This is a genomic window from Sorangium sp. So ce406, assembly GCF_051474675.1.
Taxonomy (GTDB): domain Bacteria; phylum Myxococcota_A; class Polyangia; order Polyangiales; family Polyangiaceae; genus Sorangium; species Sorangium cellulosum_G.
On sequence record NZ_CP150340.1, the window covers coordinates 9,376,412 to 9,400,829 of the forward strand.

Genomic DNA, 24,418 nt, shown 5'->3' on the forward strand with positions numbered 1-24,418 from the left:
CGGTCACAAGATCGGCTCCCCGGCGCCACGCCTCCAGGCCGGAAGCTCCTCCAGCTCCCCTGCCCCCTTGTCCGGATCAGCCGCGCATCGCCTGGATCGGGCTGATCCGCGCAGCGCGGAGCGCCGGGAAAAACCCGCCTAGCAGGCCCATCACCGCCGCGATCGCCACCGACGTCAGCAGGATCCCGGGCGTCGGCTCGAACGTGAACACGACCTCCGACCAGCTCGCGAAATTGACGGTCGAGAAGCGCACGAACCTCATCCCGAGCGCGGCGAGCACGCCGAGCGCCCCGCCCGCCAGCGCGAGGAGGACCGACTCGATGAGGAACGACACGAGGATGCTGAACCGCGAGAAGCCCAGCGCCCGCAGCGTGCCTATCTCGCGCTGCCGGTTGGCTATCGACGAGTGCATCGTGATCATCGCGCCGATCATCGCGCCAATCGAGAAAAACACCGCGATGAGCACGCCCATCACCTTGATGAACATGCTCGTCCCCTCGGACTGCTTCTCGTAATAGACGCTCTCGCGCATCACCTCGAGCCCAAGGTTCCGGTTCTGCTCGATCGACGCCTCGAACGCGTCGAACTTGCTGGCCGAGGCGAGCCGCGCCCGCACCGCGGAGACGCCCCCCTCGCGGCCGAACGCCGATCGCGTCGTGTGCAGGTCGGCCCAGACCTCGGACTCCGACGAGGAGCCGCCGTCGTCGAACACCCCCACGACCTTCACCGGCCGGTTCTTTCGCAGCTCGAACGACTCGCCGATCGACAGGCCCTTGAAGCGGCCGTTGATCGCCTTGCCCACGATCACCTCGTCCGTGCCCGGCTGCGCCGGCCGGCCCTCGATGATCTTCACGTGCGAGCGGAACGCGAGCACGTCGTCGGGCACCCCGCGCACCTGCACGTTGGAGATGCCTTCCGTGCCGAGCTTGTCGAGGAGGATGACCGCCACCACCTCCCCCACCCCGTCCGGCTTGCCGTCCTGCCGCTTCGCGACCTCGGCGCTCGCGAGGATCACGCCGATCTGCTGCTCCTCGATGCTGCTCACCATCTCGGCGTCGGAGCCCTTCCGCATCACGATCGCGACGTCGTCCCGCGCGGTGCGCCCGAGGGTGCGCTCCACGCTGTTCGCGAGCATCAGCACCGACGCGAACACGAACACCACGAGGCCGAGACCGGACGCCGTCGCGAGGGTCGTCGTCTTGCGCACCACCAGATTTCGAACGTTGTAGGCGACGGGGATCATGAGCGCTCTCTCCCGCTTTCAGGGTGTCGAAGACAGGCTGCGTGGGTCGCTCACGCCACGCGCCGGAGCGCGTCGGTGACCGAGAGTTTCGAGGCGTTGTACGCCGGGATGAGCGACGCGACGAGCGACAGCCCCATCGAGAGCAGCACCGCCATGACCATCGTCGAAGGCTCGATCCGGAAATAAGGGAACCAGGCGCCCATGTCCTCCTCCAGCCACCGGCCCAGACCGAGCTCGACGATCGGATACGAGACCACGAGCCCGAGGAACCCGGCCAGCAGCCCGATGGTCGCCGCCTCCCCGACGATGAAGATCCTCACGTGCTTCGGCTCGAACCCGAGCGCGCGCAGCACGCCGTACTCCCGCGTCCGCTCCCGGACGCCCATGGCGATCGTGTTGCCGAGGATCATCATCATGATGAGAAGGATGATGATGGACACGACGTTGAGCGCCGTCAGCACGGCCGACATCATCGCCATGAACGACATGTTCATCGCCCGCTCGCTCATCGTCGCCGTCTGGACGTCCTTCTCGTCGAAGATCTTGTCGATCGCCGCGCTGATGTCCGCGCTCCGCGACGGGTCGTCGATCCGGGCGGCCATCCAGCCGATCTGGTCGCGCTGCCGCTCGGGGAGCGACTCGTTCAGGTAGTCGTAGTGAAAGATGAACTGCGACCTGTCGATCGATTTGCGCGTCGCCGTGTAGATCCCCGAGACGTTGAACTGCCAGTTTCCGGGGTAGATTGTCCCCTCCAGCGTCACCGTGTCGCCCGGCTTCACCTTGAGCCGGGTCGCGAGGACGTCGCCCAGGATGGCGCCCTTCCTGTCGCCCAGCCACCGCTCCATGTCCTCGGGCGAGACGACCATCTCATCGTAGACCTTGAAGAAGGTCTTCGACTCGACGGCCATCGAGGCGAAGAAATTGTTGGCGTCGCGCGGGTCCTTGGCGCCGAACCAGCTCATGAAGGACCCCTCCGTCACGCCGGGGACCTCGCGGACCGTGTCCATGTAGCGCTTCGGCAAGGGGAGGATGAACGAGATCTTGTGCCGCGTCGCTATCCGATCCTTCGCGGCGTGGTCGGCGGCGACGTTCCACGCCGAGAGCACCGTCCGGAGGAGCACGAACGCGAGCACCGCCACCACCGCGCCGATCACGGTCAGCAGCGTCCTGAACTTGTTGCGAAGGACGTTCCTGGCGGCGACGGAGACGAGGTTCATGACAGGTTCCCCTTGTCGAGCCGGCGCGTCACCGTCGCGCGCTCGGCGGCCTGCGGATCGTGCGTGACCATCAGGATGGTCTTCTTGAACTCCTTGTTGAGCTTCTCCAGGAGGGCCAGGATCTCGTCGGCGCTCTTGCGATCGAGATCGCCGGTCGGCTCGTCCGCCACGATGATCGTCGGGTCGTTCACGATCGCCCGCGCGATCGCGACCCGCTGCTCCTGGCCGCCGGAGAGCTGCCGGGGATAGTGGCCCATCCGCTCCTCGAGCCCGACGACGCGGAGGGCCGTCTGCGCGCGCTTCCGCCGCTCGGACGAAGACAGGTTCGTGAGCAGGAGCGGCAGCTCGACGTTCTCGACCGCGGTGAGCACCGGCATCAGGTTGTAGGCCTGGAAGATGAAGCCCATCGTCCTGGAGCGGAAGCGCGCCAGCTCGCCGTCGCTCATGCGCGTGAGGTCCTGCCCCGCCACGCGCGCCGAGCCGCGCGTCGGGCGATCGAGCCCGGCGATCAGGTTCAGCAGCGTCGACTTGCCCGAGCCCGAGGGCCCCATCAGCGCCTCGTACGACCCCTCCGGGACGTCGAGCGTGATGTTGTCGAGCACCACGATCGGCTCCTTGTCGCGGAAATAGCTCTTGCCGACCCCCTGCAGCTCGACAATGGGCTTCGGCTTCCCGTCGCGATACCCCTCGGTCATTCGCTCCCCTTTTCCTTCTCTTTGATCTTCTGACCGTCCGCGAGCTCGGCGGACGGCCTCGCCACGAGGCGCGCCCCCGGGGTCGGGCCGTCGAGCAGCTCCAGCCCGCCGGGCGCGGGGCCGCCCACCTTGATGGGCACCATCTTCACCTGGCCCTCGTTGACCACGAACACCACCTTGGCGCCGCCCCGCTCGACCACCGCGGCCTCCGGGACGACCCGCTTCGGCGGCTCCTTCATCGCCTCCTCGGACAGCGCCTCGGCGAGGAAGCTGACCCGCGCGCTCATCTCCGGCAGCGCCTCCTTTGGCTCTCCGACGAACTTCACCTTCACCGGGACGGTCGCCTTGGCGCGGTTCACCCGCTTGCCGATCTCGAGCGTCGTGCAGCGGTGCCGCTTCGAGGGATACGCGTCGAGGACCACCTCGCACGGCTTGCCGGGCTCGATGAGGTAGAGGCGCGTCTCCGGGACATCGGTCTCGACGACGAGCGACGTGAAGTCGGCGATCTCGACGAGGTGCGGCAGCTCGAGGCCGACGACCTCCCCGACCTCCGGCGGCTTCGTCATGATCGTGCCGCCGATCGGCGCGACGATCTTCCGGTCGGCCAGCGTGACCCGGAGGCTCTCGACGTCGGCCGCCGCGGCCTTGACCTCGGCGTCGGCCGCCGCCGCCGACTGGGTGAGCGAGTGCATGCGCGCGGTGAGGTCATCCATCGAGGCGCGGCCGGTCACCTGGCGCTCGACCAGCAGCCGCTCCCGCGCGAGCTGCTGCTCCACCTCGCCGATGCTCGCCCGGGAGGCCGTGGCGCGCGCCCGCGCCGCCGCGACCTTGGCCTGGGCCGCGGCCACGAGGCTCTTCTGGTCGGCGTCGTCGAGCTCCACGAGCAGGTCGCCCTGCTTCACCACGTCGCCTTCCTTGACGTGCACCCGCGCGATGCGGCCGGGGAACTTGGCCCCGACCTTGGACACGACCTGCGGGACCACGTACCCGGTCGACGTCACGGAGATCGACGCCTGCGCCGGCGAGACCAGCGCGACCTCCGTGGTGGTCACCTCGGTCTTGAAGATCGCGCTCTGCGCCCTGGGCGCAACGAAGACCGCGGTACCGGCGACCGCCGCGAGCGCGAGCGCGACGATGAAGGCGGTGCGGAGCGGGCTCCGACGGTCGGGATCGACATCCCGCTGGATCCGGAGCGAGGCGAGATCCGAGCTGAGCTGGTCGGACACGGCGCCTCCTTATCACGCCTCCGTGTTGGCGTTTATATTCTAACGTTAAAATCCTGATGCGCGGCGTCCGTCCCCCCTGATTCGTGGACGGGTGTCGGCCGGTCCCTCTCGTGGCAATCCGCCCGTCCCGACCACAATGCGTTCAGGATTGTCCGACGGGCCCGGAGTGGAACCCCCGCCGGGCCCGGAGCGAACATCCGGCGCGCGCGATGGGGGCGAAGGACGCAGCAGGTGCGCTGAGCGCCGCGCACGAGGTAGGATGGATGCATGACGGCCGCCGGCAGGATCGAGCGTGGGCAGACGGATCTCCGGCCGAGAGCGCTGGCCGGAGGCGCCGGCGGGGAGGCGCGGCGCGGCCAGGTCGACGGGGCGGGGCGCCGGCAGGGAGCCGCGCGTGGCCGCTGACGCGACGTACGACGCCTTGATGAACGAGCCGAAGGAGCACCTCGCGGAGATGCTCCTCCTCGCGGCCCACGTGCTCACGGAGGCGATGGAGACGCCGCGCGCGTGCGACGCGCTCTACGTCATGGCCCACATCCCCGAGACGGAGGACAGCCTGCTCCGCGGCGCGGTCGCGCTCTGGGAGCGGCTCTCCCGCGCGCCGAAGATCCTGGTCTGCGCGGACGGACCCGCCTCCGGATTCGCCGGCGGAGCGGCGTGGCAGCGGAAGCTCCGCGACGAGCTGGGCGTCCCGGGGAGCGCCATCGTCCTCGTCGGGGGAGCGCAGTACGAGGGCGACGACCGGAGACCAGCGCTCAACTCGGCGACCGAGGCCCCCCCGGTGATCCGGTGGTGTCGCGAGCGCGGCGTGGCCCACCTGACGGTCGTCGCCCACCACTTTCACGTGCTCCGCGCGTACCTCGGCTTCGTCACGGCCGGCCGCGAGGTGGCGAGCCTCCAGATCTCGCCGTACGCCGTGGCCGCCCTCGCCCGCGACGGGCGGCACACGCACTCGCAGGGGACGCTCACCAGCACGCTGCCCGAGCTCGTCGAGAGCGAGATCGCGAAGTGCTTCGCGTACAGGAACCTCGCGCGCCCTGGCGAGGCGCGGGCGATCACGCTGGGCCGCTACCACCGCGCGCGGCTTCGTAAAGACATCTGACGAATCGAGCGCTTCTGCCGGAAGGCCGGCCGTGGTAGCGGAAACGGCTCATGCTGACGGAGAAGCGCCGATGTCGCCTCTGCAAGGGCGCGCGCCTGGAGACGTTCCTGGATCTCGGGGAGCAGCCACCGGCGAACGCGTTTCTCCGCGAGGAGGACCTCGCGTCCGAGCGCCGCTTTCCGCTCTCGGTCGCGCGCTGCGCCGATTGCGCGTTCGTCCAGCTCCGGCACGCGGTGGATCCCGACCTCCTCTTCCGCGAGTACGTCTATGTCTCCTCCACGTCGCCCTCGTTCGTGCGCCACTTCGAGCGGTACGCCCGGGCGATGGACGAGCGGCTCGGGCTCTCCGGCGCGGTCACGCTCGACATCGGCAGCAACGACGGCGTCCTGGTGAGGCCGCTGCGGGCGCTCGGCGCCGAGGCGTACGGGGTGGATCCGGCCGTCGCGATCGCCGGGCGAGCGGCCGCGCAGGGCGCGCCGACCGTGGTCGGGTATTTCACCGAGGCGTTCGCGCGGCGCTTCGCGGAGGAGCGCGGCAAGGCGAAGCTCATCACGGCCAACAATGTCTTCGCGCACATCGACGATCTCGACGACATCGCGCGCGGCGTGAAGGCGCTCCTCCGGGAAGACGGCCTCTTCGTCATCGAGGCGCCGTATCTCGTCGACTTCCTCGAGCAGCGGCTCTTCGATACCGTCTATCACGAGCACCTGTCGTATCTCTCCGTCGCGCCGCTCGTCCCGTTCTTTCAGCGGTTCGGGCTCGCGCTCGTGGACGTCGGGCACGAGCCGGTCCACGGCGGGTCGCTGCGCCTGTTCGTCGCCCACGCCGGCGCGCGCGCGTGCTCCTCGAGCGCGCCGAGCGTCGCGGAGCGCGTCGCGCGCGAGGGCGCCTCGGGCCTCGGCGACGTGGCGACGTTCCGGCGGTTCGCCGGCGCGGTCGAGGAGAACAAGCGCGCGCTCGTCGAGCTCCTCGCTTCGCTGCGGGCGGCGGGGAAGCGCGTCGCCGGGTACGGCGCGCCCGCCAAGGGCAACACGCTCCTCAACCACTTCGGCATCGGCCCGGAGACGCTCGACTACATCGTCGATGACAACCCGCTCAAGCAGGGCCTCTACACGCCGGGGATGCACATCCCCGTCGTCTCCGCGCTGGAGCTCGAGCGGCGGCGGCCGGACCATCTGCTCATCCTGGCCTGGAACTTCGCGCAGCCCGTGATGGAGAGCCAGCGGGCGTTCGCGGAGCGCGGCGGCAAGTTCATCGTCCCGGTTCCAACGCCGACCGTCATCGGGTAAGGGAGCAAGCGATATGGAGCGCCTCATCGAGGACGAGCTGCGGAGTCTTGCGGGCCTTCTGGGCGACGTCGCCCGCCGGCTCGAGGGGAAGACGGTGCTCATCACCGGCGCGGCCGGCTTCCTCGGGAGCTACATCGTCGGCGTCCTCCAGGAGCTCAACCGGAGCGCGTTCGAGAGGCCGGCGACGATCGTGGCGCTCGACAACCTCATCACCGGAACGAAGGACAGCGGCTTCTTCGATCTCGACGACCCGAACCTCGTGTTCGAGACGCACGACGTGACGCGGCCGTACCCGCGCGGCGTGGACCCCGACTTCATCCTTCACGGGGCCGGGATCGCGTCGCCGGTGTACTACGCGAGGTACCCGCTAGAGACCATCACCGTGGCGGTCGACGGCATCCGGAACGTCCTCGACCTCGCGCGCCGCGCGCGGCCCGAGGCGGTGCTCTACTTCAGCTCGAGCGAGATCTACGGAGATCCGCACCCCGAGTTCATCCCGACGCCGGAGGACTACCCCGGTCGCGTCTCGCCCACGGGGCTCCGCGCCTGCTACGACGAGTCGAAGCGCCTCGGCGAGACGCTCGCGATGGTCTATCACCGCCAGTACGGCGTCCCGGTGACGGTCGTCCGCCCGTTCAACGTCTACGGTCCGGGGATGCGGCGCGACGACTCCCGCGTCCTCCCGAGCTTCCTGAACGCCGCGCTCGACAGGCGGCCGATCGAGATCCACCGCGGCGGGACGCAGACGCGCACGTTCTGCTACGCGACGGACGGGGTGAACGGATTCTTGCGGGTGCTGCTGCTCGGCCGGCCTGGCGAGGTGTACAACATCGGCTCCGACGCCGAGGAGATCTCCATGCGCGACCTCGCGAAGAAGGTCGAGCAGGCCGTCGGCGAGCCGCTCGACCTCGCGCTCGCGAGCTACCCCGAGGGGTACCCGGTGGGCGATCCGAACCGCCGTTGCCCGGACATCACCAAGGCGCGCACGGAGCTCGGGTATGCGCCGACGGTGTCGCTCGCGGAGGGGCTCCCGCGGATGCTCGCCTGGTACCGGCTCCTGCGGAAGACGGGGGCGGCGGGCGGCGCGCGCTGAGGACGTCGAGGTGACGGGCGGCCCCGCTCGCGGCGGCCGCGCGCGACGCGCACGCGCGCGCGGCCGGGAGCGAGCAGAGGCGCTCGATCACAGGCCGAGCTGCTTGATGATCTTGTCGCGCGACGTGAGCCCCACGATCTGCCCCGCCTTCTCGCCGCCCTTGAAGAGGATCACGGTGGGGACGCTCCTGATGCCGAATTTCTGCGCGGTCTTCGGCGCTTCGTCGATGTCCACCGCGAACACCTTGACCTTGCCCGCGTAGTCCTTCGCGATCCCCTCGACGATGGGGGCGAGCTGCCTGCAGGGCCCGCACCAGGTCGCGCCGAAGTCCACCAGCACCGGCTCGCCGGAGCTCTTGATCGCCTCATCGAACGTGGAGTCATTGAGTGCAGGGAGGGTTGCCATCCGCTCCTTCTACCACGCGCCCCGGCGCGGCCGCCACTGGACCACCTCTTCCCCCGGGCACAGGGACAGGACCGTGTGTGGTGCCGGAGGCGAAGCCAGCGACCCCGCCGAGGTTGTTTGCGATGCCGGAGGGCAGCTCACCACCGAACGAGCGTGGGCCTCGGCAGGAGGCAGGCGCGCTGACCGGGGCGGACGCGCACGCGGCGCCTCGCCGGCGCTTGCCGCCCGCCCGCGCCTTCACTTACGCTCTCGTTCATGGCCAACCCGACCGCGCTCCTCGAGACCTCCCTGAGCAACATCAAGATCGAGCTCTACCTCGACAAGATGCCCATCACCGCCGGAAACTTCGTCAAGCTCGCGAAGAGCGGGTTCTACGATGGGCTGCACTTCCACCGCGTCATCAACGGCTTCATGCTCCAGTTCGGGTGTCCGCGCAGCCGCGACCCGAAGAGCCCGCTGGCAGGCACCGGCGACGGGCCCGACGGGTGCATCCCGGACGAGCACCCGGCCAACGCCAGGCTTTCGAACGAGCCCGGCACGCTCTCCATGGCCAACACGGGCGATCCCAACAGCGGCTCGTGCCAGTTCTTCATCAACACGGTCCACAACGCCTACCTCGACTGGTTCACGCCCGGCCCCTCGAAGCACCCCGTGTTCGGCCGCGTGATCGAGGGCATGGACGTCGTGCGCCAGATCGAGACGGCGCGCACCGACGGGAGCGATCGGCCCCTCACCCCGATCCGCATGAACCGCGTCGTCGTGCAGGAATCCTGATCCGCGCTGCCGCGAGCTCCGCGCCGCCGCGATCGCGGCGCTCCGTGCCCCCTCCCCCGCCATGACCTCGGTCCTGTGCCGCAGCGGGAGCGATCCCCGCTGTCGAGCAGGACCGCGGTCTCGACATTCACTCGGCCCTGAGGTGACGGAGACGCCGTCCTCTACCGCCGTCAGGGGTCCACGATGGACGCCTCGAACGCCATCGTGGCGCCCTCGTGTCTCCACTGGACGAGCGCCGTGTCGTTGGCTCGAAGGAACGCGTCGCACGAGATCGTGCGGTCCGGGTGCTTCGCGCCGTGTTCTGACTTACCGTAACGGGATGACCATGCGCTTTCGAACCATGAAACAGCACCGCTCCTCGGTCGTCGGCGCCGCGCTCCTGGCCGCGGCGTCCGCCGGTCTCCCCATCGCCCGCGCGGACAGCGGCCCTCTCGTGCGTACTCCGGTGACCTACCGCGTGACGGATCCCCATGCGCGCAGCGTCGAGCACGAGATCCACGGCTTTCGCGTCGACCCGCCCTGCGCGGCCACGTCGGTCGTGCTGCTGCAGCACGGCCTCTCCTATGGCGCCGAGGCCTGGGATTTCAGCCCCGAGGACGGCTATTCGTACGCGCGCACCCTGGCCGACGCCGGCTACACCGTGGTGGCCATCGACCGGCTCGGCTACGGCGCGAGCACCCTGGATGACGGATACCGGGCGACGGTGGACGTGCACGCGGATATCGCTCACCAGATCGTCCAGCAGCTCCGCGAGGAGTTCGCGCACGTCGCGATCGGCGGTCACAGCGCCGGCGCCGAGGTCTCGGAGCTCGAGGCGGGCCTGTTCAACGACGTCGATGCCCTGATCGCGATGGGGTACCACCAGTTCCCCTCCACGCGGTTCCTCGCCGATTTCGCGACCGGCGACATCCCGCGCGCGCTGCTCAGCGATTACGAGTACTTCCTGGGCACGCCGTCCCATCGCGCCCAGATGTTCTATACAGCCGCCGCCGAGCCCTGGGTCGTCGCCGCGGACACCGCCGCCGCCCACCTGACGCCCAGCGGCGAGATCCTCACGATCACCCTCCAGCCCTCGCGCGTCCTCGCGCCGTTCGTCCGTGTCCCGGTGCTCCTGCAGCTCGCCGACAGCGATCGGCTGTTCCCCGCGGCGTTCGCGCCCCTCGCGGCGGCCAGCTTCATCCATTCGCCATCGGTGACGCTCGATACCGTGCCGCGGGCCGGCCACACGTACATGCTCCACCCCACCGGCCCCGCGGCCGGCGAGCGCATCGCCGGCTGGCTGCGCGGCCGGCCCGAGACGCCGAGCTGCCTGCCCTGACTCCCGAGGAATGCCAGCCCGCTGCCCTCGGTGCATGAGGGCAGCTCGAGCTACGCAGGGTAGACCGCCTCCGGCGTCCGCGGCCCCTCAGCCGCCTGCCGGGGCGCGATTCCCCGCGTCGAGGCCGCCCTTCTTGACGATGAAGGCGGCGATCTCCTCGACGCCCTTGTTCTCCTTGAGGTTGGTGAACAGGAACGGCCTGTCGCCCCGCATCTTGCGGGCGTCGCGGTCCATCACCTCGAGGCTCGCGCCGACCATGGGCGCGAGGTCGATCTTGTTGATGATGAGCAGGTCCGAGCGGGTGATGCCCGGGCCGCCCTTGCGCGGGATCTTGTCGCCGGCCGACACGTCGATGACGTAGAGCGTGAGATCGGCGAGCTCCGGCGAGAAGGTCGCGGCCAGGTTGTCCCCGCCGGACTCGACGAACACGAGATCGAGGGGGGCGAGGCGCTGCGCGATCTCGCGGACGGCCGCCAGGTTGATGGAGGCGTCCTCGCGGATCGCCGTGTGCGGGCAGCCGCCGGTCTCGACGCCGACGATGCGCTCGGGGCTGAGCGCGCCCGAGCGGGTCAGGAACTCGGCGTCTTCCTTCGTGTAGATGTCGTTGGTGACCACGGCGACGCGCCACTCGTCGCGCATGCGCTTGCAGAGGCGGTCGACGAGCGCCGTCTTGCCGGAGCCGACCGGCCCTCCGATACCGACACGGAGGGGGCCGTGGGTGCTTGTTGTCATGAGCGGAATAACCTCGTGTGTTGGGTTTCGTGTTGCATCGACGAGAGATCGACACAAGGCGTCGCGGCGCCGATGCGATCGAGCGGCGTCTCCCGGGCGCGCCGGGCGGCGTCGACGATGACCGGCTCGAGCGCCGCCACGATCCGCTGGCCGTCCGTCTGGCCGAGCGGGACGAGCCGGATACCCGCCGAGACCAGGCCGGAGCCGAAGGCGTGCAGGTACGCCGTCAGCGCCGGATCGAGCGGTATGCCGTGCGCGGCCGCGGCGAGCCCGACCGCGACCGGGAGCGGCGCCTCGCCCGCGTGGCGCGCCGCGAACGCGTCGAGGCGAGGGTGCGGCCACGCGGCGCGGGTGATGGTGAGGAACGCGGCGCCCTGCTGCGCGCTCTCCAGCGCGAGCTCGCGGGTGCCCCGGAGCGCCGCGGCGAGCTCCGCCACCTCGTCGAGCTCGCCGTCCTGCTCCGCGCGGTAGGCGGCCGCGAGGAGCGCCGCGTCGACCTGGCCGGAGCCCTCGCCGAGGATGGCCGCGACCCACGCCCGGAGCTGCTCCGCCGTGCCCACGAGGCCTGCCTCGACCGCCCACTCCAGCCCGTGGCTGTAGCTGAAGCCGCCGACCGGGTAGGCCGGCGACATCCAGCTCATCAGGCGGTAGAGCGCTCCCTCTCCCACGGCGATCACCCGCGTCGGCCCTCGCGATCGTGCTCATGGTCGTGGGAATGCCCGTGGCCGTGAGCGTGGGAGTGCCCCTGCTCGTGGGAGTGAGCATGCTCGTGGGCGTGAGCATGCTCGTGGGAATGCCCATGTTCATGGGAGTGACCATGTTCATGGGAGTGACCATGTTCATGGGAGTGACCATGTTCATGGGAGTGACCATGTTCATGGGAATGCCCGTGTTCATGAGAATGCCCGTGACCGTGCGGCGCCTTCTGGTCGTACGCGCCGCGCTCCGGCGTGAAGGGCGCGCGGAGCGGCGTCGCCGCGGCGCCGAGACCCCGGACCATGTCGACGATCACGTGATCGTGCCGGATGAGGATCCGCGCGCCGTCGAAGGCAGCCGGGATATGCCGGTTGCCGATATGCCAGGCGATGCGGGCCAGGTCCGTCGCATGATGGCACGTGACCGCGACGAGCTCCTCGTCCGCCGCGCGGACCAGGAGCCAGGCGCCGTCCTCGAGGCGCAGGCCGTCCCCGTCGCCGAGCACGGTCGCCTCCGGAAGGTCGAGCAGGAACTCCCACCCTTCGTCGGTCGCGAGCCGGATCCGCCGGCGGTGCCGGTCGTCGTAAGCGAGCGTCACGCACGCCTCGGCGGCGGTCTCGGGCGTGCTCCCGCGGGGAAAGACCTCGATGGCGCGTCGCATGTCAGTACAGGAAATAGCGCTGGGCCATGGGGAGCACCTCCGCCGGCTCGCAGGTGAGCAGCTCGCCGTCGGCCTTCACCGTGTAGTGCTCCGGATCGACCTCGATGCGCGGCGTCTCGCTGTTGTGGATCATGCTCGCCTTCGAGATCCCGGACCGCGTGTTCTCCACCGCGAGCAGCGGGCGCGACAGCCCCGCCGTCGCCGCTACCCCGCGCTGGAGCGACGCCTGGCTGACGAACAGCACCGAGCTCTCGATCGCGCTCCGGCCATACGCCGCGAACATCGGCCGGTAGTGCACGGGCTGCGGCGTCGGGATCGCGGCGTTGGGATCGCCCATCGGCGCCGTGACGATCGAGCCGCCCTTGAGCACCACGTCCGGCTTGACCCCGAAGAAGGCGGGCGACCAGACCACGAGATCGGCGAGCTTGCCGACCTCGACCGAGCCGATATGCCGGCTGACGCCCTGTGCGATGGCCGGGTTGATGGTGTACTTGGCGACATACCGCTTGGCGCGGAAGTTGTCGTTGCCCGGGCCGTCCTTCGCCAGCTTGCCGCGCTGGCTCTTCATCTTGTGGGCGGTCTGCCAGGTCCGCAGCACGACCTCACCGACGCGCCCCATCGCCTGGCTGTCGCTCGCCATGATGGAGATGGCCCCGATGTCGTGCAGGATGTCCTCGGCCGCGATCGTCTCCTTCCGGATGCGGCTCTCGGCGAACTTCACGTCCTCCGGGATCTCCTTCTTGAGGTGATGACAGACCATGAGCATGTCGAGGTGCTCGACGACCGTGTTGCGGGTATAGGGCCGCGTCGGGTTGGTGGACGCCGGGAGCACGTTGGGCTCCCCGACCAGCGCGATGACGTCGGGCGCGTGGCCGCCCCCGGCCCCCTCGGTGTGGAACGCGTGGATCGTCCGCCCCTTGAAGGCGCGGATCGTATCCTGGACGAAGCCGCTCTCGTTCAGCGTGTCGGAGTGGAGCGCCACCTGGACGTCGTACGCGTCGGCCACGGAGAGGCAGTTGTCGATCGCCGCGGGCGTGGTGCCCCAGTCTTCATGGAGCTTCAGCCCGCAAGCGCCAGCCTCGATCTGCTCGACGAGGCCGGCGGGCCGGCTCGTGTTCCCCTTGCCGAACAGGCCGATGTTGACCGGCAGCGCCTCGGCGGCCTGGAGCATGCGCCGGATGTGGAAGGGGCCGGGCGTACAGGTGGTCGCGGCTGTGCCCGCCGCCGGTCCGGTGCCTCCGCCCATCAGCGTGGTCAGGCCCGAACAGAGCGCCTCCTCGACGAGCTGCGGACAGATGAAGTGGATGTGCGTGTCGATGCCGCCGGCGGTGACGATCTTCCCGGCGCCCGCGATGACCTCGGTGCCGGGGCCGATGATGATGGTCACGCCGTCCTGCACGTCGGGGTTGCCGGCCTTGCCGATGCCGGCGATCCGGCCTTCCCGGATGCCGATGTCCGCCTTGACGATGCCCCAGTGGTCGAGGATGAGCGCGTTGACGATCACCGTGTCGACGGCGCCCTCGGCCTGCGTCCGCTGGGACTGGCCCATGCCGTCGCGGATGACCTTGCCGCCGCCGAACGTGACCTCCTCGCCGTATCCGTGGAGGGCCGTGAGGTCCTGCTCGACCTCGATGAGGAGATCGGTGTCGGCGAGCCGCACCTTGTCGCCCACGGTCGGGCCGTACAGGCTCGCGTAGCTGGAATGAGAGATCGGATGAGGCATCGCCGGGGTCTCCTAGAGTGAGCCGTTGATCTTGCCCTGAAAGCCCACGACGGCGCGGGCGCCGCCGAAGGCCACGAGGGGCACGTCCTCGCACGTCTCGCCCGGCTCGAAGCGCCTCGCGGTGCCGGCCGGGATGTCGAGCCGCATGCCGCGCGCCTTGTCGCGGTCGAAATGGAGCGCCTCGTTGACCTCGTAGAAGTGGTAATGGCTGCCGACCTGGATCGGCCGATCGCCGGTGTTCTTGACCGTGATCGTGGCGACGGGCCGACCCAGGTTGAGCTGGAGGTCGGCTTGCCCCGCAGGGGTGATGATCTCGCCGGGAATCATGGTTCCTCCTCCTCGCCTCTAGGCCTTGTCCTGGGGCGCCGAGTGAATCCCGAGCCGCGGGCCGATGGGGTTGTGGACCGTGACGAGCTTCGTGCCGTCGGGGAATGTCGCCTCGACCTGGACGTCGTGGATCATCTCGGCGACGCCCTCCATCACTTGATCCAGGAAGATCACGCGCGCGCCTCGGCTCATCAGATCCTCGACCGAATGGCCGTCGCGGGCGCCCTCGACCACGAAGTCGGAGATGAGCGCGACCGCCTCCGGGTAATTGAGCTTGACGCCGCGCTCGAGCCGCCGGCGCGCGACCATCGCGGCGACGGAGATCAGCAGTTTGTCCTTCTCTCGCGGGGTGAGATTCATCGACTCCTCCTCAGATCGACCAGAACCGCGGCATGCGCGCCGGATGGCCCGAGCGCGCCGCCCTGAGCCACGAGACCAGATCGGTGAGATCGCGCCGCACGTGCGCCGGCTCCGCGCCGAGCGCCCGGGCCACGAGCACTCCGCCGACGAGCGTGGCGCCCGCGCGGGACGACCCGCGCGCGAGCCGCGCGCGCGCCTCGTCGACCCAGGCGGCCGCGTCGTCGGCGACGAGCAGCGCGAGCCCCGCCGCGGTGGCGCCGCCGAAGCCGGCGGGGCTCGCGATCTGCGCGGCGATGTCGCCGGAGAGGGAGAGGGCGTCGGCCCACGCGAGGCGCCCTCCGCGCCGGACGCGCCAGACGTCGTGCAGGGCGCCGGCCGTGAAGCGCTCGCCGCGGGCCAGGCGGCCGAAGACGGTGAGGTCGAGCGCGAGGAGGCTCCCGCCGGGGGCGACGTCGAGGTCGACGCGCCGCTCGAGGCGGGCGTTGTCGAACAGGATGGTCTCCCGGGGCAGCCACTCGAGCGCGGCGCCCGCCTCGACGCGGAGGCCGAACGAGAGGCGGCTCGGGGCGCCCAGCGAGGGATAGATCTTCTCGGCGGCCTGGCTCGTCACGGTGGCGGTGGCGCCGCGGCAGGCCTCGACCGAGATGCGGAGGGCGTCGCCTCCGGCCGTGCCGCCGGATGTGGTGATGAACACGCCGAGAAGCGGCTCGTCCGGCTCTTGCCGCGGGAAGAGCATGCGGCACGGGGCGCGGTGCGCGACGTGCACAGGCCTGGTGCGGTCGTGATGCTCGAAGCGGACGTCGAGGAATCCGTCGTCCCGCTGCAGACCCAGGCGGTGCTCGGGGTAATCGGTCGGGTCAGCCATGAGGAACCCTTGTCGATTGTGCGCAAGCATCTTGCCCCGCCGCGGTGAGGTGCTCGTCGATCCGGCCTGGGGCTTGTACTCCAGCCAACGCAGCGCTGTCCATGGAACTTTGCTCCCACGGTGGTGGCCTGACCCGACCCAGGTTGGCGGACCTTGACCCGACCCAGGTTGGCGGACCTTGACCCGACCCAGGTTGGCGGGGCGGCCCCTTGACCCGACCCAGGTTGGGGCCTCGGGACCCGACCCAGGTTGGGCCAACAGCAACAACAGCAGCCAGGTCGGGGACACCTGGCGGGATCGGCGGAACCCCTGGCGGCCGCCACCCATGGAGCGCTCCCAATGTTTCGAAATGCCCCGCCAGGACGGCCGGCACGCCGTTTGATGATGTGCAGCGGCCATGAGCCAGCCCCGCAATATTACTCCCGGCGCCACCTACATGATCACGCGTCGCGTCCTCCGCAGGCACCTCCTCTTCCGTCCCGACGCGGCCATCACCCAGTTCCTGGTCTACGCCCTCGCAGTCTCGGCGCGCCGCTACAGCATCGAGGTCCATGCGCTCTGCGCGATGTCATCGCACCTGCACATCATCGTCACCGATGCGAACGGCGTCCTGCCGCGTTTCCTGCAATTTTTCCACCGTATCGTCGCGCTCGGCACCAAGGTGCTCCGCGAGTGGGAAGGGCCGGTATGGGACCATGAAGCTACGAACGTTGTGCGGCTGCTGACACACGCGGCGGTGATCGAGAAGATCGCCTACGTTCTCGCGAACCCTGTGGCTGCTGGCCTGGTGGGCCATGCGCGTGAGTGGCCGGGCGCCAAGGTGGATGTTTGCGAGATCGGGCGCGGCGAGCTGCGCGCGACCCGTCCCCCGGTCTATTTCGACCCGGAAAACCCACAGTGGCCGGAGCAAGTATCGCTCCAGCTCGTGCTGCCGCCCACCGTCGAGCAAGACAGCGCGGAGGGCTTTCGTCATGCGGTTGCCGCCGAGCTCGAGCGCCACGAAGCGCAGGCACATGCAGAGGCACATCGGCAAGGGTTGCGCTTTCTGGGCGCCGAAAGAGCCAGCAAGGTTTCCCCCTACGAGCGTGCCACGAGCTTCGAGGCGATCCGTGATCGCAATCCGACGTTTGCAGCGGGCCGTGAGCAGCGTGGCACATGGCAAATCGCAGCCTCCGCTGTTCGGGCATTTCGCGCCACGTACCGAGCCGCGCTCGAACGATGGCGCGCTGGTGTACGCAGCGCCGTATTCCCGGCGGGTACGTGGTGGATGCGCATATTTCACGGCGTTGACGTGACCGACGCTGTGCCTACAACAATGTAGTCTCGGCGCGAGTTCGCTACAGCGAGACGGGCAAGAGGGCGCGGCGTCGACGCGCCCTCTTCGGGGACGTTCTTTTGGAGAACGCAAAGCGAGCGGCGGATCATTCACACGCGCCGCGCGATTCCAACCTGGGTCGGGTTCCCCAACCTGGGTCGGGTTCCCCAACCTGCGGGTTCCCCAACCTGGGTCGGGTTGCCAACCTGGGTCGGGTTGCCAACCTGGGTCGGGTTGCCCAGTTCACGGCCCCAACCTGGGTCGGGTTGCCAGTTCAGTTCACGGCCCCAACCTGGGTCGGGTTGCCAGTTCAGTTCACGGCCCCAACCTGGGTCGGGTTGCCCAACCTGGGTCGGGTTGCCAGTTCACGGCCCGGGCGGTGCGTCCCAGAGCGCCACGAGGCGCGCGTAGCCGCGGAAGCCGATCGCCGTGGCTCGCTCCGGCGGCTGCTCCGGGTCGAGGCGCAGGTTGGGCAGCCGCGCGAGGAGCCGCTCGAGCGCCACGCGGGCCTCCAGCCGGGCGAGCGGCGCGCCCAGGCAGAAGTGCGTACCCCGGCCGAAGCTGAGATGGCGGTCGGCGTTCGGCCGGCACGGATCGAACGTCGCCGGCTCGCCGAAGAGCCTCTCCTCGCGGTTGGCCGAGCAGACCGCGAGCTGGACCGTCGCGCCCGCCGGGATCGTCACGCCCCCCAGCTCGACCTCCACCGTCGTCCGGCGGCTTATCCAGAGCACCGGCGCGTCGAGCCGCAGCGCCTCCTCGACGACGTGCTCGAGCAGCCCCCGGTCCGCGCGCGCCGCGGCGAGGTGTGCCGGGCGCTCCAGCAGCGGCACCAGCGCGTTGCTGATCAGGTGCAGCGTCGTCTCGTGCCCGGCCATGATGAGCTGCATCGGCACGGCGATCAGCTCCTCCTCGCTGAGCCGCGCGTCGTCGTCGAGGTGCGCCTGGATCAGCGCCGAGAGCAGGTCATCGCCCGGACGGCGCCGGCGCTCCGCGATCACCTCCGCGAAGTAGCGCCGGAACGCCACCAGCCCCCGCGCCGCCTCGACGAGCTGCTCGACGGGCTCCACGTTCCACACGAGCCGGATCCAGTCGTCGGACCAGCGCTTCAGCCGGGCAATGTCGGCGCGCGGCATGCCGAGCATGTCGCCGATCACGAACGACGTGAACGGGAACGCGAAGCGCGGGACCAGGTCGGCCCTGGCGTCGGCCACGAAGCCGTCGATCAGCGCGTCGGCGATCGCCCGTATCTCCGGCTCCATGGCGGCGGTCCGCTGCGGGGAGAAGCCCTTGCTGAGCAGGCCGCGGAGCCGCGTGTGGTCGGGCGGATCGGTCGTGAGGAGCGTCGGCAGCCGCGCGTCGGGGTCGCCGAGCAGGGCGACGATCTCCGGCGCCAGCGGGGTCCTCGGGCTCATCAGGTACTTCGACGAGAAGCGCTCCGTGTCGCGCAGCACCGCTGCGATGTCCTCGGCGCGCGTGACCATCCAGCAGCTCGCGGACGCGTTGAAGAAGACGGGCGCAGCGCGGCGGGCCTGCGCATAGAGCGGGTACGGATCGACGATGTGCTCGGGGCCGAAGAGGTTCTCCGCGGCGAGGGCGGCGCGCAGCGCGTCGGGTTCGGTCATGCTGAGATCTCCTGCGTGGGCGAAACGTGACGGAGCTCATCGCGGGGCCGGAGACCCCGGCCCGTCGACTGTCCAGAGCGTATCGCTTGTGAGCCACGTCACCTAGAGCAACGTACTCCAGCGTCTGGTACAAGGGCCGGACGCGTCGACCCCCGGGCGCCACGCACGCCGAAAGACCTTCGAGTTTGCCGTCTTCCCCCCCTGACTCCACCTCGCCCCGCCCGCCGGAGACGTCTTCCGTCCCCGGCGCGCCGGCGCGCGCGCGGCGCTCCTGGGCGGGGTGGGCGGGCTTCTCCGGCCTGCTGCTCCTGGCCATCCTCGTGCCCTTCTTCCTCTTCGCGGACCGCCTCGAGGCGGCGGCCCGGGGGCTGCTCGCGTCGCCTCCGCCGGCCGCCGCGACAGCGCTCGTGCTCGGGGGGTTGCTCGCAGGCGACGTGCTCCTGCCGGTGCCGTCGAGCTTCGTGAGCACGGCGGCGGGCGGGCTGCTCGGCCTCTGGCGCGGGACGGCGGTGTCCTGGGCGGGGATGATGGCGGGCTCCGCGCTCGGGTACGCGCTCGGCGCGCGGGCCGGGGCGCCGGCGCTCCGGCGGATGGTCGGCGAGGCGGAGCTCGCCCGCCTCGCGCGGGCCGCCGAGCGGCACGGCCCCTGGTTCCTGCTCCTCTTCCGCGGCGTGCCGGTGCTCTCCGAGGCCTCGGTCGTCTTCGCCGGCGCGGGCCGCATGCCGCGCCGCGCGTTCCTCACGGTCACCGCCCTGGCCAACCTGGGCATCTCGGCGACCTACGCGGCGCTGGGCGCCTCCGCCGCGCGGCTCACGTCGATCCTGCTGCTGTTCGCGGGGATCGTGCTGCTCCCCGCGCTCGCGCTGCTGCTCGTGCGCCTGCCGGAGCGCTGGCGCCGGGCGGCGCGGGCGCGCGGGGCGCCGCCGCGGTGAGCCGCTCCTGGCGAGCGTCTTGTTCCTCGCGTTCCTCGCGCGCCTCGGGGAAGGGTCCTCGCTGCGCCCGAGCAACGCGCACACGCGCGCGCCAGGTGGGACGGCAGGAGCACCTGATGGGCTGGCTCGCCTGAGGTGATACCTGCCCGTCTCGACGCGCCGGAGCCGCACGTTTAGGCTCTCCGGATGGGCTTCGTCGCCAGCCTTCTCATCGTGTACGGGGTCGCCGGGGTGGTGCTGGGCGTCGCGTTCGCGATCGCGATCGGGCGCTGGCTCCACCACCAGCGGCGCTCGCAGGTCGCCGCCTGCGCGCGGAGCCCTTCGGCCTCGCCGGACGCGATGCGCGAGGGGTTCGCCCTGCTCCGCGGTGAGGTGGGCGCGGACGACGCCGCGCCCGACGACGCGGTGATCGCGGTCGAGATCCCGGGCGGCGGCCAGGCCGTCCCCGGCGCCACGCCGGGCGCGTGGCACACCCGGGCGCGCGCGTTCTCGCTCCGGCTCCCCTCGGGCGCCGCGGTGCGCGTCGAGCCGGCGAGCGGCCGTTTGACCCTCGACACCACCTTCGTGCCGGCGAGCCGCGGCGGCGCCTTCGTCTACAGGTCCGAGGTCCGCCCCGGCGACGCCATCTACATCGCGGGCTCGGTGCGCCGCGAGATCGACCCCAGCGCCGCCGGCAAGGGGTACCGCGACGCGGCGCAGGCCTGGGTGCTCCGCGCGCCCGCGCACGGCAACCTCTGCGTCTCCTCCGACACGGTCATCGCCCACCACGCCCGGCGCGCGCGCTTCCACCGCGCCTGGGCCGTCGCCCTCGGCGCGGCGCTCACCGCGCTCCACCTCGGCCTGTTCCGCGCGTTCCACGCGAACGTCCTCGGCGCCCTCGGCCCAGCCGGCGGCGTCGGCGTCGGCGTCGGCGCTGCCGGTGGCATCGGCATCGGCCCGGCCGCGCTCGCGCTCTTCTTCGTCGGCGCCGTGGCGCTCGCGTACCGTACCCTGGCCGAGCAGACGTCTCCCTGGACCGAGCTCCGCGTGGAGCGGCCCCGGACAGCGTGAGCTCGACGAGCGAGGAACCATGAGCACACAGGGGGGTGATGACGCGATGTCGGCCGAGAACGCGCGCCTGCGGGCCCGGATCGAGGAGCTGGAGCGCCGGCTCGGCGAGGCCGCGCCGCCGCAAGCCACGCCGCCGCCGACCGCGCAGGCCTCCGCGAGCGAGCCTCGCGTCCCCTTCGAGGCGGTCTTCGACCTGCTCCCGATGCCCGTCTTCGTCTACCGCAGCGACGGGGTGGTGGCCGCGGTGAACGAGGTCTGCTGCACCTGGTACAAGACCCCGCGGGAGTACCTGGTCGGCAAGTACAACATGCTGCAGGACCCCGAGGCGGTAGCGAAGGGCTTCACGGAGCCGTTCCATCGCGCGCTCGCCGGCGAGGTGGTCACGCTCCCGGCGATACCCTACGTGATCAAGCACGAGGCCAACGAGGACCTGGGCCGCTGGTGCTGGCTCGAGGTGACCTACCTGCCGCTCCGGGACGAGACCGGGGTGAGGTTCGTCGTGGCGCTGATCCGCGACGTCTCGGCGCACCGGGAGGCCGAGGCGCAGCAGCGCCGGAGCGCCCAGCTGCTGCAGAGCATCATCGAGAACGCGCCCCTGCTCATCTACGCGGTGGACGCCGAGGGCCGCTACACCGTCGCGAACCGCCTTGTCGAGGCGGCGGCGGGCAAGCCCCGGAGCGAGCTCATGGGGCGGATGCCGCACGACTTCCTGCCCGCGGACACCGCCGCTCGGTTCGTCGCGCAGGATCGCGAGGCCATGGCCTCCAGCGCGCCGATCGCCGTCGAGGACCGGGTCGAGATGCTCGACGGCACGCACGTGTTCATCACCACGAAGTTCGCCCTCCGCGACGACGAGGGCACGGTGACGGGCGTCTGCGGCATCTCGGCGGACATCACCGAGCGCGTGCGGGCCGAGGAGCAGAATCTCCGGCTGCAGCAGCAGATGTTCCGCGTCCGCGAGGACACGCTCCGGTCGATCTCCACGCCGCTCCTGCCCATCGCCCCCGGCGTCCTCGTGGTGCCGCTCGTCGGCAAGATGACCCGCGAGCGGGCCGATCTGGTCATCGAGGCGCTCCTCCACGGGATCTCGAGCCAGCAGGCGCGGATCGCGATCCTGGACGTCACCGGCATGCCGGAGGCCGGGGCCGAGGTGACCGACGCGCTGATCCGGGCTGCCCGCAGCGTGCGGCTGCTCGGGGCCGAGATCGTGATCACCGGTGTCCGGCCGAGCGTGGCCCAGTCGCTGGTCCACCTCGAGGCCAACCTCGGCGGCATCGTCACCCTGGGGACGCTGGAGCGGGGGGTGGCCTACGCGCTCTCCCGCCGCGGCCACCGCGACGCCGCGCCGTAGCCGGCGGCCCAGGCGCCCGCCGGTCCAGGCGTGTCGACCAGCGCCGCCGACCCAGGCCCCGCCGGTCAGCGCCTCGCGCGCCGGCCGCGCCCGCCGGCGCGCCGCCAGGCGGCCGCGCCGATCGCCGCGGCCGCGAGCGGCGCGCCCCAGCCCGGGCCGCCCGCGGCGGGCGGCGACACCCCGCAGGCGACCATCTGGTCCTCCGCGCACTCCGGGGAGAACCCGTGCGGGGGGATGGGGTTGCAGGCCGACGTCGAGAGATCCCGGGGGGGATAGACCTGGCAGATCCCCGTGATGTCGTCCTCGTGCAGCGTCCGGAAGTTGATCGGGTCCGACCGGTCATATCGGTAATGCATGGTCGCCTCTGGACCGAGCAGCGAGTGATCGAGGCCCAGGAAATGCCCCGCCTCGTGCGTGACGACGGCGAGGAGGTCTTCCCGCGGCGCAGCGGAGTCGTCCCCGACGGAGAAGTCGTAGAGATCGGAGTTGATCTCCATGTCGGCCCCCCAGAGCTCACCGGTCTTCTTGTCGAACTGCACCGTGGTGAGCGCGAGCATCTCGCTGTTGTGCCCCGCGGACGCGAGCCAATCGAGGTCGCGGAAGACGACCACGTTGGCGTTGCCCGGCACGAGCCCATCGACGATCCGGGTCTTGCCGTCCCTCGCGTTCAGCTCCACCGCGCCGCACGCCACGGGGCCGAGGTTCTGCACGCGGATGCCCGGGGTGCCTCCCCCGGGGCAGGGCGCCTGCTGCCACGCCCCGAAGGCGGCATCGAGGACGTCGGAGATCTCCTGGTAGGAGACTTCGCTCGACGCGTCCTCCTGGATGGAGAATCCGATGCAGTCGCCCGTCCAGCGGAGCGGCTTGCAGTCGCCCCGCGGCAGGTCGTCCTGGAGGCACAGCTCCGGTATCTTGCAGGTGTTCGAACGGCAGTAGGCCGAAGCCTCGTGAGCGCTCGCCAGCACGGCGAGCGCGAGGGCCGCACCGGAGCACCTCGCACCCTTCGTCGACATCCACTCCTCCACCACGTCACCACGATCGCTTCACCACGACGGTACCAGCGCTCGAGCGAGCCGTGGGGATTTCGCGTCCGGCGCCTTGCCGCCAGGTGGCCCGGCGCCATCCTGAGCGCATGGGGCGAGCTCGTGGATGAGGCGGGCGGCGGGGCGGCCCCGGCGCCGGACGAGGCGGCGGAGCCGAGCTTCCTGTGCGACGCGATGCTCGGCGGCCTGTCGCGCTGGCTGCGGGGCGCCGGGTACGACGCGATGTTCGAGCACGGCATCGACGACGGCGAGCTCGTGCGCCTCGCGCAGCGGACGGGCCGCGTGCTGCTGAGCTCTGATGCCGGCGTCTTCGAGCGGCGCCTCCTGCGCACCGCGGCCGTGCGCGGGCTCTACGTGCCCCGCGGGCTCCGGCCGATGGAGCAGGCCGGCTTCGTGCTGCGGGAGCTCCGGCTGCCCGTGCGGGACCCGCGCTGCATGGCGTGCGGCGGCGCGCTCGCGGCCGCGCCGAAGGACGCGGTGCGGGGCACGGTTCCCCCGCTGGTGGCCGAGCGCCACGACGAGTTCTGGCGCTGCGAGCGCTGCGGCAAGGTGCTGTGGAAGGGCAGCCACTGGGAGGGCATCGTCGCTGGCGTGGCCGCGGCGGCGGCGGGCGCGGCGGGCGCGCCGGTGACGCCGGAGGGCACGGAGGCCACGCCGGGCGCAGCTGCGTCCTCCGAACCGCCGCCTACGCCGCCGGACGGCCGCGAGCCCTCGCCGTGAAGCGGTAGGCAGGCCGTGCCGCGCGTTACGGCACGGCAGGCAACGTGCCAGCGCCACGGAGATGTTCGCCGCGTCGCCCCTGCCGCGGGGTTGGCAACGACCGCTCTCCTGCGGTAAAAATCAACCCATGGGCGGGGCTGCTTCGAGAGGGGCGGGGCGACGAGCCACCGCCGCCAGCGCTCTTCGGCAAGCGCCCCAGCACGCCAAAGGCAGCCAGGAGAAATTCTCATGAGAGAGGTTCGCTCGATACCGTTCGTGCTCGCCGCTTCCCTGCTCGCGGGGGCCGCGCTCGCCGGTTGCAGCGGCTCGATGCGCTTCGTCTCTCAGGGGACGGAGATGGCGCCGAACGCGAACGCGCTCATCGTGGCCGAGATCGACCGCAACACGTCGACGACGGAGCTCAACCTGAAGGTCGATCACCTCCCGCCGCCCGAGCGGCTCGGGGGGATGGCATTCGTGGCCTGGGCGAAGCCCGAGAACGACGAGTGGCGGCGCGTCGGCACGCTCGACTACGACCCCGTGATGCACAGGGGCGAGCTGTTCGGCGCGAGCATCGCCAGGACGAGCTTCGACCTGGTCATCAGCGCCGAGGCGGACAGCTACTCCGAGGTCCCCTCGTCGGTGGTCGTCATCAGCCAGGACATCTCGGATTAGACGGC

Annotated in this window: 25 protein-coding genes; 11 read left to right on the forward strand and 14 right to left on the reverse strand. The window is 70.8% G+C overall.

Annotated features, from left to right (window positions below; genetic code table 11):
* Window positions 1–76: 76 nt before the first annotated feature.
* From WME96_RS35080 to WME96_RS35095, 4 genes are read right to left on the reverse strand one after another with little or no spacing between them, the layout of a single operon-like run.
* Window positions 77–1,243: an ABC transporter permease gene (locus tag WME96_RS35080; RefSeq protein ID WP_061620402.1), complete on the reverse strand. Its 1,167-nt coding sequence runs from the start codon at window positions 1,241–1,243 to the stop codon at window positions 77–79.
* Window positions 1,244–1,293: 50 nt separating this feature from the next.
* Window positions 1,294–2,460 (reverse strand): ABC transporter permease, encoded by a 1,167-nt coding sequence (locus tag WME96_RS35085; protein WP_437285940.1) that lies wholly within the window; start codon window positions 2,458–2,460, stop codon window positions 1,294–1,296.
* The gene (locus WME96_RS35090; RefSeq protein WP_061620404.1) at window positions 2,457–3,155 is read right to left on the reverse strand and encodes an ABC transporter ATP-binding protein; all 699 of its coding nucleotides are present in this window, start codon (window positions 3,153–3,155) and stop codon (window positions 2,457–2,459) included. The genes WME96_RS35085 and WME96_RS35090 overlap by 4 nt, the downstream gene beginning before the upstream one ends.
* Window positions 3,152–4,381, reverse strand: a complete 1,230-nt coding sequence (locus WME96_RS35095) for an efflux RND transporter periplasmic adaptor subunit (protein WP_437285941.1) — start codon at window positions 4,379–4,381, stop codon at window positions 3,152–3,154. The genes WME96_RS35090 and WME96_RS35095 overlap by 4 nt, the downstream gene beginning before the upstream one ends.
* Window positions 4,382–4,775: 394 nt before the next feature.
* Between WME96_RS35095 and WME96_RS35100 the strand changes: the two genes are divergently transcribed.
* Genes WME96_RS35100 through WME96_RS35110 form a run of 3 tightly spaced genes read left to right on the forward strand, consistent with a single transcriptional unit; the run spans window position 4,776 to window position 7,865 of the window.
* Complete coding sequence (locus WME96_RS35100) at window positions 4,776–5,483, forward strand: hypothetical protein (protein WP_437285942.1); 708 nt, start codon at window positions 4,776–4,778, stop codon at window positions 5,481–5,483.
* Between the two features lie 50 nt (window positions 5,484–5,533).
* On the forward strand, window positions 5,534–6,772 hold the full coding sequence (locus WME96_RS35105; RefSeq protein ID WP_437285943.1) for a methyltransferase domain-containing protein: 1,239 nt from the start codon (window positions 5,534–5,536) through the stop codon (window positions 6,770–6,772).
* Window positions 6,773–6,785: 13 nt separating this feature from the next.
* On the forward strand, window positions 6,786–7,865 hold the full coding sequence (locus WME96_RS35110) for an NAD-dependent epimerase/dehydratase family protein (protein ID WP_437285944.1): 1,080 nt from the start codon (window positions 6,786–6,788) through the stop codon (window positions 7,863–7,865).
* A gap of 87 nt (window positions 7,866–7,952) precedes the next feature.
* Here the strand turns inward: WME96_RS35110 and trxA are convergent, their stop codons facing one another.
* Window positions 7,953–8,270 (reverse strand): thioredoxin, encoded by a 318-nt coding sequence (trxA, locus tag WME96_RS35115; RefSeq protein WP_437285945.1) that lies wholly within the window; start codon window positions 8,268–8,270, stop codon window positions 7,953–7,955.
* 255 nt (window positions 8,271–8,525) lie between these two features.
* Between trxA and WME96_RS35120 the strand changes: the two genes are divergently transcribed.
* Together WME96_RS35120 and WME96_RS35125 are read left to right on the forward strand one after the other, a co-directional pair.
* Window positions 8,526–9,044 carry a peptidylprolyl isomerase gene (locus WME96_RS35120; protein ID WP_437285946.1) on the forward strand — a complete coding sequence of 173 codons (519 nt, stop codon included), beginning with the start codon at window positions 8,526–8,528 and terminating at the stop codon, window positions 9,042–9,044.
* 325 nt (window positions 9,045–9,369) lie between these two features.
* Window positions 9,370–10,362 carry an alpha/beta hydrolase gene (locus tag WME96_RS35125; RefSeq protein ID WP_437285947.1) on the forward strand — a complete coding sequence of 331 codons (993 nt, stop codon included), beginning with the start codon at window positions 9,370–9,372 and terminating at the stop codon, window positions 10,360–10,362.
* 87 nt (window positions 10,363–10,449) lie between these two features.
* Here the strand turns inward: WME96_RS35125 and ureG are convergent, their stop codons facing one another.
* The 7 genes from ureG to WME96_RS35160 are packed head-to-tail and all read right to left on the reverse strand — an operon-like array spanning window position 10,450 to window position 15,726.
* On the reverse strand, window positions 10,450–11,094 hold the full coding sequence (ureG, locus tag WME96_RS35130; RefSeq protein ID WP_061608242.1) for an urease accessory protein UreG: 645 nt from the start codon (window positions 11,092–11,094) through the stop codon (window positions 10,450–10,452).
* On the reverse strand, window positions 11,091–11,771 hold the full coding sequence (locus WME96_RS35135) for an urease accessory protein UreF (protein ID WP_437285948.1): 681 nt from the start codon (window positions 11,769–11,771) through the stop codon (window positions 11,091–11,093). The genes ureG and WME96_RS35135 overlap by 4 nt, the downstream gene beginning before the upstream one ends.
* Complete coding sequence (locus tag WME96_RS35140; protein WP_437285949.1) at window positions 11,768–12,451, reverse strand: urease accessory protein UreE; 684 nt, start codon at window positions 12,449–12,451, stop codon at window positions 11,768–11,770. The genes WME96_RS35135 and WME96_RS35140 overlap by 4 nt, the downstream gene beginning before the upstream one ends.
* A gap of 1 nt (window position 12,452) precedes the next feature.
* The gene (gene ureC / locus WME96_RS35145) at window positions 12,453–14,174 is read right to left on the reverse strand and encodes an urease subunit alpha (RefSeq protein ID WP_437285950.1); all 1,722 of its coding nucleotides are present in this window, start codon (window positions 14,172–14,174) and stop codon (window positions 12,453–12,455) included.
* Between the two features lie 12 nt (window positions 14,175–14,186).
* Window positions 14,187–14,501 (reverse strand): urease subunit beta, encoded by a 315-nt coding sequence (locus tag WME96_RS35150; protein WP_437285951.1) that lies wholly within the window; start codon window positions 14,499–14,501, stop codon window positions 14,187–14,189.
* A gap of 18 nt (window positions 14,502–14,519) precedes the next feature.
* On the reverse strand, window positions 14,520–14,861 hold the full coding sequence (locus tag WME96_RS35155; protein WP_437285952.1) for an urease subunit gamma: 342 nt from the start codon (window positions 14,859–14,861) through the stop codon (window positions 14,520–14,522).
* A gap of 10 nt (window positions 14,862–14,871) precedes the next feature.
* Window positions 14,872–15,726 carry an urease accessory protein UreD gene (locus WME96_RS35160; protein WP_437285953.1) on the reverse strand — a complete coding sequence of 285 codons (855 nt, stop codon included), beginning with the start codon at window positions 15,724–15,726 and terminating at the stop codon, window positions 14,872–14,874.
* 397 nt (window positions 15,727–16,123) lie between these two features.
* Here WME96_RS35160 and WME96_RS35165 point away from each other — a divergent pair, with 397 nt between their 5' ends.
* Window positions 16,124–17,047 (forward strand): transposase, encoded by a 924-nt coding sequence (locus WME96_RS35165; protein ID WP_437285954.1) that lies wholly within the window; start codon window positions 16,124–16,126, stop codon window positions 17,045–17,047.
* Window positions 17,048–17,406: 359 nt separating this feature from the next.
* Here the strand turns inward: WME96_RS35165 and WME96_RS35170 are convergent, their stop codons facing one another.
* On the reverse strand, window positions 17,407–18,663 hold the full coding sequence (locus WME96_RS35170; RefSeq protein WP_437285955.1) for a cytochrome P450: 1,257 nt from the start codon (window positions 18,661–18,663) through the stop codon (window positions 17,407–17,409).
* Window positions 18,664–18,848: 185 nt separating this feature from the next.
* Here WME96_RS35170 and WME96_RS35175 point away from each other — a divergent pair, with 185 nt between their 5' ends.
* The 3 genes from WME96_RS35175 (at window position 18,849) to WME96_RS35185 (ending at window position 21,996) form a co-directional block, all read left to right on the forward strand.
* The gene (locus tag WME96_RS35175; RefSeq protein WP_437285956.1) at window positions 18,849–19,595 is read left to right on the forward strand and encodes a TVP38/TMEM64 family protein; all 747 of its coding nucleotides are present in this window, start codon (window positions 18,849–18,851) and stop codon (window positions 19,593–19,595) included.
* Window positions 19,596–19,781: 186 nt separating this feature from the next.
* Window positions 19,782–20,645, forward strand: a complete 864-nt coding sequence (locus WME96_RS35180; RefSeq protein ID WP_437285957.1) for a hypothetical protein — start codon at window positions 19,782–19,784, stop codon at window positions 20,643–20,645.
* Window positions 20,646–20,664: 19 nt separating this feature from the next.
* Complete coding sequence (locus WME96_RS35185) at window positions 20,665–21,996, forward strand: PAS domain-containing protein (protein ID WP_437285958.1); 1,332 nt, start codon at window positions 20,665–20,667, stop codon at window positions 21,994–21,996.
* Window positions 21,997–22,061: 65 nt separating this feature from the next.
* Here WME96_RS35185 and WME96_RS35190 read toward each other — a convergent pair whose 3' ends face one another.
* Window positions 22,062–23,009 (reverse strand): matrixin family metalloprotease, encoded by a 948-nt coding sequence (locus tag WME96_RS35190; RefSeq protein ID WP_437285959.1) that lies wholly within the window; start codon window positions 23,007–23,009, stop codon window positions 22,062–22,064.
* Between the two features lie 132 nt (window positions 23,010–23,141).
* Between WME96_RS35190 and WME96_RS35195 the strand changes: the two genes are divergently transcribed.
* Both WME96_RS35195 and WME96_RS35200 read left to right on the forward strand, forming a co-directional pair.
* Window positions 23,142–23,759 carry a Mut7-C RNAse domain-containing protein gene (locus WME96_RS35195; protein ID WP_437285960.1) on the forward strand — a complete coding sequence of 206 codons (618 nt, stop codon included), beginning with the start codon at window positions 23,142–23,144 and terminating at the stop codon, window positions 23,757–23,759.
* A 228-nt stretch (window positions 23,760–23,987) separates the two neighbouring features.
* Entirely contained in the window at window positions 23,988–24,413 is a 426-nt protein-coding gene (locus tag WME96_RS35200; RefSeq protein WP_437285961.1) for a hypothetical protein, read from the forward strand.
* Window positions 24,414–24,418: the final 5 nt, after the last annotated feature.